Raw genomic sequence first — 7,428 nt, 5'->3', positions numbered from 1 at the left:
CCCCTGGCCCCCGCCGCCGCCCTCGTCCTGCGACAGCAGGGCGTCCGCCACCTCCGGCTGGAGCAGGACGTGCCCGGCGTGCACGGACCGGATGGCGCCGGCGAGGGCGTCCGGGTCCACGTCCTTGTAGACGTAGCCCGCCGCGCCCGCCCGCAGGGCGGGGATGACGGTGCGCTGCTCGGTGAAGCTGGTGACGACCAGCACCCGTGCGGGGTTGTCGAGCTCCCGGAGCCTGCGCAGCGCCTCGATCCCGTCCATGCCGGGCATCTTCACGTCCATGAGGACGACGTCCGGTCGCAGCTCCTCGGCCCGCTCGACGCCCTCGACGCCGTCCCCGGCCTCGCCGACGACCTCGATGTCGTCCTGGACCTCCAGGAAGGTGCGCAGCCCCCTGCGGACCACCTGGTGGTCGTCCACCAGCAGCACCCGGATAACTCGGTTCTCACCCACCGGGCACCTCCATTTCGATCGTCGTGCCCTTGCCGGGCGCGGAGACTACGGTCAGGCCGCCGCCGACCCCGTTCGCCCGGTCCCGCATGGAGACCAGGCCCAGGTGCCGGCCGGCCCTGCGCACGGCGGAGGGGTCGAAGCCCTGCCCGTCGTCGGTGACGCGCAGGGCGGCGCCATGGCCCCGGCGGGTGAGGGTGACATCCACGGTCCGCGCCCCGGAGTGGCGCAGGGCGTTGTGGAGGGCCTCCTGGGCCACCCGGAGCAGCGCCTCCTCCTGGGCGGCCGGCAGGGCCCGTACGCCATGGGCGGCGAAGGTGACCTCGGCGGCGGCCTGGGCCCGGTCGAGGACCTTGACCTGGGTACGCAGGGTGGCGACGAGGCCGTCCTCGTCGAGCCCCGCGGGGCGCAGCTCCACGACGGCGGCGCGCAGCTCGTCGGCGGCCTCGGCGGCGAGCCGGGCGACCTGGTGGAGCTCGCCCTTGGCGCGGGCGGGGTCGCGGTCGACGAGGGCGGCCGCGGCCTGGGCGGTCAGGCGCAGGGAGAAGAGCTTCTGGGAGACGGCGTCGTGCAGCTCGTGGGCGAGGCGGGCCCGCTCCCCGGCGATGGTCAGCTCACGGCTGCGCTCGTAGAGGCGGGCGTTGGTGAGGGCTATGGCGGCGTGCTGGGCGAGGACGCTCAGCAGTTCCTCGTCGTCGGCGGTGAAGCCGCAGCCGCCGGTGGGCTTGGGGCACTTCTTGTTCGCGAGAAAAAGGGCGCCGAGGATCTCGTCGCCGTCGGCGACGGGCATCCCGATGAAGTCGCTCATGTCGGGGTGGGCGTGGGGCCAGCCCTCGAAGCGGGGGTCCAGGCGGACGTCGGCGAGGCGCTGCGGGGTCGCGTCCTTGAGCATCGCGGCGAGGATGCCGTGCTGGCGGGGCAGCGGGCCGATCGCCTTCCACTCCTCGTCGCTGACGCCGTCGACGACGAACTGGGCGAAGCCCCCGTGGTCGTCGGGGACGCCGAGGGCGGCGTACTCGGCGTCGAGGAGCTCCCGGGCGGAGACGACGATCGTCTTGAGGACGTCGCGGACCTCCAGGTGGCGGCTCATGGCGAGCAGGGCGGTGCTCACTGCGGTGAGGCCGGAGCGGGGGCGGTCGGTCATGGGGTCACGGTATCCAGCGGCGCCGTTTCCGGGATCGGGCCCGTGGAGGGCTGCGCGTAGTTCGTAAGCCTTAGGCCGGTCGGCCCGTGGGCAGGCTCTCCTCATGTCTATACCAATAGGACAGTGGACCCCCACCCATGGTGAGCCGTACCGGCCCGTGCCGTACCGGCCCGTGCGGATGGGCGTCGAGGAGTCGGTCGAGCGGGCGGCCGAGTTGCGGGAGCGGATGGCGGAGCGGCGGACCGTGCGGCGGTTCTCGGCCGATCCCGTGCCGGAGCGGGTGGTCAGGGACGCGATCGCGTGCGCGGCCACCGCGCCGTCGGGGGCGCATCAGCAGCCGTGGACGTTCGTCCTGGTGAAGGACCCGGAGGTGCGGCGGCGCATCCGGGAGGCGGCGGAGGAAGAGGAGCGCCTCTCCTACGCGGGGCGGCTGGGCGAGGAGTGGCTGGCGGCGCTGCGGCCGCTGGGCACGGACGAGGTCAAGCCGCACCTGACGGACGCGCCCGCGCTGATCGTGGTCTTCCAGCAGCGCTACTGGCTCGGCGAGGACGGCAGCCGGCGCAAGCACTACTACGTGGACGAGTCGGTCGGCATCGCGGTCGGGATGCTGCTGTCCGCGCTGCATCTGTCGGGGCTGGCGGCGCTGGTGCACACGCCGAGCCCCATGCGGTTCCTGTCGGAGGTGCTGGGGCGGCCGGTGAACGAGAAGGCGTTCGCGGTGATCCCGGTGGGCTATCCGGCGGCGGACTGCGAGGTGCCGGACCTGGTGCGCAAGAGCCTGGACCAGGTCCTCAAGGAGGTCTGACCGAGGCCTGACCCGGGCCCCGGCTCAGGGGACCTCAAAGGAACGTTTCTGATCGCAAACTCTCCGCAGGGGCGCGGCCACACCGGGTGAGAAGCAAGGGCCCCCGGTGTGAGCCCGCTCATGGGACGCAGATCACGTACGAAGCGGCCTAGTGGACGGATAAGACGCCCATAAGGAGCGGTTCGAGCAGGTGACGCGCCCTGTCGCCCGAGCCGTGCGGCTACCGCCACAACGAAGCGGCGTAGTACGTCACACCTTTGCCACGGCATTTTGCGACCGCTAAGAATTTGCTCCGTCGCACGGCGCCGTGAACCGAGAAACGGCGCTTTCAGCGCGCCAGGACGGGCCGGTGCGACTCACACGATCGGAAGAGGTTCAGCTCAGCATGCGTTCCCCCATCTCTGGCTATACCCGCCTGACCAAGGTCCACACGTTCTCCGCGGCCGGAATCGCCGCGGCCGGTGTCGCCGCTCTGGCGTTCGCGGTCGTGCCCAACGGTTCCGCCGACGCCGAGCAGGCCCAGGCGGTGAAGCCGGTGGCGTGGAACGCCTCCGCCTTCGGCGAGACCCAGCAGGCCGAGCTGAACAAGCAGGCGGACCGCGCGGCCGAGCAGGCCAAGAAGGACGCCGAGAACAAGAAGAAGGCCGAGGCCGAGGCCAAGGCGAAGGCCGACAAGGAGCGCGCCGAGAAGGAGGCCGCGAGCCGGTCCGAGGAGCGCAAGCCGGTCGCTGCCGCCGCCGCGCCCGCCGCGCCCGCCCCCAAGGTCTACGCCAACAACCTGGACGGCTGGATCAAGGAAGCCCTGGACATCATGAAGGCCAAGGGCATCCCGGGCACCTACAACGGCATCTACCGCAACATCATGCGGGAGTCCACGGGCAACCCCAACGCCATCAACAACTGGGACTCGAACGCCGCCGCCGGCATCCCCTCCAAGGGCCTGCTCCAGGTGATCGACCCGACCTTCAAGGCGTACCACGTCGCGGGCACGTCCTGGAACATCTACGACCCGGTCGCCAACATCACCGCCGCCTGCAACTACGCGGCCAAGGTGTACGGCTCGATGGACAACGTGAACTCCGCCTACTGACGGCCGGAGGACGCACACGCCGAAGGGCGGCACCCCGTGGGGGGTGCCGCCCTTCGGCGTACCGGCGCGGGCCGCGACTACTTGCGCATGACCTCGGGCTCGTGGCGGCGCAGCAGGCGGACGACCGCGAAGCCGCAGGCGACGCCGATGGCGAGGAGGGCGATCATGTCGATGCCCCACTGGCCGACGGTGTGCGCCCAGAGCGGGTCGAGGTTCTTCGGGTCGCTCTTGTCCATCGGCGCCATGATGTGCGAGAGGTCCAGCGTGGTGCCGGCACCGGCGATGGCCCAGCGGGCCGGCATCAGCCAGGCGACCTGCTCGATGCCGGGCGAGTCGTACAGCTTGAACAGGATGCCGGTGAACACGACCTGGACGATGGCGAACATGACCAGCAGCGGCATGGTCTTCTCGCTGGTCTTCACCAGGGAGGAGATGACCAGGCCGATCATCATGCAGGTGAAGCCCAGGGCGATGATCATGAGGCAGAGCTCGACGGCCGGGAACTTCTCCAGGACGAGGCCCTTCTCCGGCAGCTTGCGGACCGAGAAGCCGATGGCGCAGGTGAGAACGCCCTGCACCACGGTGATGAGGCTGAGGACGATCACCTTGGACATCAGGTACGCGGACCGGGACAGGCCCACGGCGCGTTCCCGTTCGTAGATGACCCGTTCCTTGATCAGCTCACGGACGGAGTTGGCGGCGCCGGAGAAGCACATGCCGACCGCGAGGATCAGCATGATCGTGCCGGCGTCCTGGTTGAAGTGGCCCTTGCTCGGCGCGCCGAGCCCGAAGTCGGACGGGATGAGGGTGCTCACGCCGCCGAGGACGGCGGGGAGGAGCAGCATCAGGGCCAGGAAGCCGCGGTCGGAGGCGATGACCGAGCAGTAGCGGCGCATCAGGGTCCACAGCTGGGATCCCCAGCTCTGCGGCACCGTCGGGCGGACCATCTGCGGCTGGACGTGCACGGACTGCGGGGCGACGGCGTCGATGTCGGCCGCGTACATCTGGTAGTGCTGCGAGCCCTTCCAGCGGCCCGCCCAGTCGTAGTCGCGGTAGTTCTCGAAGGCCGAGAAGACATCGGCCCAGGTCTCGTAGCCGAAGAAGTTGAGCGCCTCCTCCGGCGGGCCGAAGTAGGCCACGGAACCGCCCGGCGCCATCACCAGCAGCTTGTCGCAGAGCGCCAGCTCGGCCACGGAGTGGGTGACCACCAGGACCGTGCGGCCGTCGTCGGCGAGGCCGCGCAGCAGCTGCATGACGTCGCGGTCCATGCCCGGGTCGAGGCCCGACGTGGGCTCGTCGAGGAAGATCAGCGACGGCTTGGTCAGCAGCTCCAGGGCGACCGAGACGCGCTTGCGCTGGCCGCCGGAGAGGGCGGTGACCTTCTTGTCCTTGTGGATGTCGAGCTTGAGCTCGCGCAGCACCTCGTCGATGCGGGCCTCGCGCTCGGAGGCCGCGGTGTCGCCGGGGAAGCGGAGCTTGGCCGCGTAGCGCAGGGCCTTACGGACCGTGAGCTCCTTGTGGAGGATGTCGTCCTGCGGGACCAGGCCGATGCGCTGGCGGAGCTCGGCGAACTGCTTGTACAGGTTCCGGTTGTCGTAGAGGACGTCACCCTGGTTGGCGGGCCGGTAGCCGGTGAGCGCCTTGAGGAGGGTGGACTTTCCGGAGCCGGAGGGACCGATGACGGCGATCAGCGACTTCTCGGGGACGCCGAAGGAGACGTCCTTGAGGATCTGCTTGCCGCCGTCGACCGTCACCGTCAGATGGCGGGCCGAGAAGGAGACGTCACCGGTGTCGACGAACTCCTCGAGGCGGTCGCCGACCAGACGGAAGGTCGAGTGACCGACACCGACGGTGTCGTTGGGGCCGATGAGCTGCTGCCGGACCGGCTGACCGTTGACATAGGTGCCGTTGTGGGAACCGAGGTCGACGATCTCGAAGCCGCCGGGGGTGGCCCGGAACTCCGCGTGGTGGCGGGAGACCTGGAGGTCGGAGACGACCAGGTCGTTGTCGAGGGCACGACCGATGCGCATCACCCGGCCGACGGCCATCTGGTGGAAGCGGGTCGGGCTCTCGCCGCCACCGGCGCCCGGCGCCTGGCCCTGCGGCTGGGCGGCCTGCTGCGGCGGCACGTACGGCTGCTGCCAGCCGCCCTGCTGCGGCGCCTGCTGGTGCTGGTACTGCTGCGGAGGCTGCTGCCCCCAGCCCTGGGCGCCCGGCTGCTGGTACTGCTGCGGGGCCGGCTGGCCCGGCTGGACCGCCGGGGCCATCGCCGTCTGGGCGCTGTAGATGTCGGCGGCCGGGGCAGCGGCGGCGGCCGCCGACAGGTTCAGCCGCGGGCCGTCGGTGGCGTTGCCCAGATGGACGGCCGCACCGGGGCCGATCTCCATCTGGTGGATCCGCTGGCCCTGCACATAGGTGCCGTTGGTACTGCCGTGGTCCTCGATGAGCCAGCCATGGCCGCCCCACCGGATGGTGGCGTGCCGCCAGGAGACGCGGGCGTCCTCCAGGACCATGTCACCCTGCGGGTCACGCCCGAGGGCATACGACCGGGACGGGTCCAGCGTCCAGGTCTGTCCGTTCAATTCCAGTACGAGTTCCGGCACTCCATGCCCCACTATTTGTCCCCCGATGAGCCCCCTGCACGGGGGAGTCTAGGGATGGCGAACATCGGGAGGAACTATTTCAGGCGCAGTCCCTCAACCAAAAGTCGGGAGCCCCACGACCGTGTACCGGGCCTGTAACAGGCGCCGTTGACCGATGCGAAACGCGCCCTGACAGTAGTAACCGCCCAGGGATGCGCGGGATCGTCGCGGATCGTCCGCTTCCGGGGCGACTGGTAGGGACCGGGGGGCCGTGATGACCTTGACCAGCGGCAGCCGCGCGGCGCGCGGCGCGGATCTCGTACTCACCGCGATAGCCGCGGTGAGCTGGGCCTTTCTCGCGATGGCCGGGGTCGCGGCGATGGGCCTGCATCTCCTGGGCGCGGACGCGGCCGGATCGCTGGGCCCGCTGACGGCGGCGGTGGTCGTCCTCGCGGTGGGTGGCTCCATCACTCCCTCGGGCTCGGTCGAAGCATTCGGGCTGACAGGCGCCGGGGCGCACACCACCATCGACATCGCGCCACTGGGCGTCAGCCTGGTGGGGGCGCTGCTGGTGGGCATGGTGTTCGCCCGCTCGCTGCGGCCGCTGGGACCCGCGGTGCGGGGGACCGAGCTCGTCGCCCGGGCGGGCGCGGTCGCCCTGCTGTTCCTGCTGGTCCTGGGCGGGCTCACATGGGCGGCCTCCTCCACCGTCACCTTCGACGGCGCCGGTCTGGGCCTCGGCTCCTCGGGCGGCACCACACGGATCCCGGGGCTGGGCGACATCGGGGATATCGGGAACATCGGGGGCGGCCTGCCCGGCCGGCTCGGGGAGCTGGCGCGGGCCAAGGCGTCGGTGGGCTTCTCGGTACGGCCCGGGGCGTCGCTGCTCGGCGGCCTGGTGTGGGTGCTGGGCGTCCTGCTGGTGACGCTGCTGTCCGCCCGCCGGGCCCCGCTCCCCCGCCGCTGGCAGGCCGCCCACCGCACGGTCCGCCCGGCGGCCTCGGCGCTGCGCACGGTGCTGGTGCTGGCGGTCGTCGCGGGCCTGGCGGCCGCCGGGTTCGCGGCGGCGGGCGACGGCCACCCCCGGCGGGTGCTGGGCGCGGCCGTGCTCGGGGCGCCGAACGGGGTGTGGCTGGGGCTGCCGCTGGGGCTGTTGGTCCCCCTGCGGGGCTCGGCGAGCGGATCCCTGCTCCAGGTGCTGCCGCATCCGCTGGACGAACTGCTGCGCGCCGGGACGGACCGGACGGTGACGGTGGGCCGGATCGCCGATCTGGAGCCGCTGGTGTGGCTGCTGCCGGTGGGCTGTGTGCTGCTGATGCTCACGGCCGGGGTGCTGACGGGGGCCCGTACGCCCCGGGAC

At 71.4% G+C, this 7,428-nt stretch carries 6 protein-coding genes; 3 read left to right on the top strand and 3 right to left on the bottom strand.

Features of this window, described 5'->3' with window-relative positions; translation table 11 throughout:
* The coding region (locus K6I33_RS28490; RefSeq protein ID WP_229357415.1) for a response regulator transcription factor at positions 1 to 450 on the bottom strand (450 nt) is incomplete at its 3' end.
* Entirely contained in the window at positions 443 to 1,591 is a 1,149-nt protein-coding gene (locus K6I33_RS28485) for a GAF domain-containing sensor histidine kinase (RefSeq protein ID WP_229357414.1), read from the bottom strand. The genes K6I33_RS28490 and K6I33_RS28485, both read right to left, overlap by 8 nt.
* A gap of 103 nt (positions 1,592 to 1,694) precedes the next feature.
* Between K6I33_RS28485 and K6I33_RS28480 the strand changes: the two genes are divergently transcribed.
* Both K6I33_RS28480 and K6I33_RS28475 read left to right on the top strand, forming a co-directional pair.
* Complete coding sequence (locus tag K6I33_RS28480) at positions 1,695 to 2,396, top strand: nitroreductase family protein (RefSeq protein WP_229357413.1); 702 nt, start codon at positions 1,695 to 1,697, stop codon at positions 2,394 to 2,396.
* Between the two features lie 385 nt (positions 2,397 to 2,781).
* Positions 2,782 to 3,486 (top strand): transglycosylase SLT domain-containing protein, encoded by a 705-nt coding sequence (locus K6I33_RS28475; protein ID WP_229357412.1) that lies wholly within the window; start codon positions 2,782 to 2,784, stop codon positions 3,484 to 3,486.
* 77 nt (positions 3,487 to 3,563) lie between these two features.
* Here K6I33_RS28475 and K6I33_RS28470 read toward each other — a convergent pair whose 3' ends face one another.
* Positions 3,564 to 6,101: an FHA domain-containing protein gene (locus K6I33_RS28470; RefSeq protein ID WP_229357411.1), complete on the bottom strand. Its 2,538-nt coding sequence runs from the start codon at positions 6,099 to 6,101 to the stop codon at positions 3,564 to 3,566.
* A 241-nt stretch (positions 6,102 to 6,342) separates the two neighbouring features.
* Between K6I33_RS28470 and K6I33_RS28465 the strand changes: the two genes are divergently transcribed.
* Positions 6,343 to 7,428: streptophobe family protein (locus tag K6I33_RS28465; RefSeq protein ID WP_229357410.1), on the top strand; the 1,086-nt coding region annotated here is incomplete at its 3' end.

Origin of the sequence: Streptomyces sp. UNOB3_S3 (assembly GCF_020740895.1) — a bacterium.
Lineage (GTDB): Bacteria > Actinomycetota > Actinomycetes > Streptomycetales > Streptomycetaceae > Streptomyces.
The sequence above is the reverse complement of the archived record's forward strand: the minus strand, read 5'-3'. Positions and strand labels throughout refer to the sequence as shown.

Coding starts and splice junctions, on each gene's coding strand:
- K6I33_RS28485 (WP_229357414.1), bottom strand. CDS start 1,591: ATGACCGACCGCCCCCGCTCCGGCCTCACCGCAGTGAGCACCGCCCTG.
- K6I33_RS28480 (WP_229357413.1), top strand. CDS start 1,695: ATGTCTATACCAATAGGACAGTGGACCCCCACCCATGGTGAGCCGTAC.
- K6I33_RS28475 (WP_229357412.1), top strand. CDS start 2,782: ATGCGTTCCCCCATCTCTGGCTATACCCGCCTGACCAAGGTCCACACG.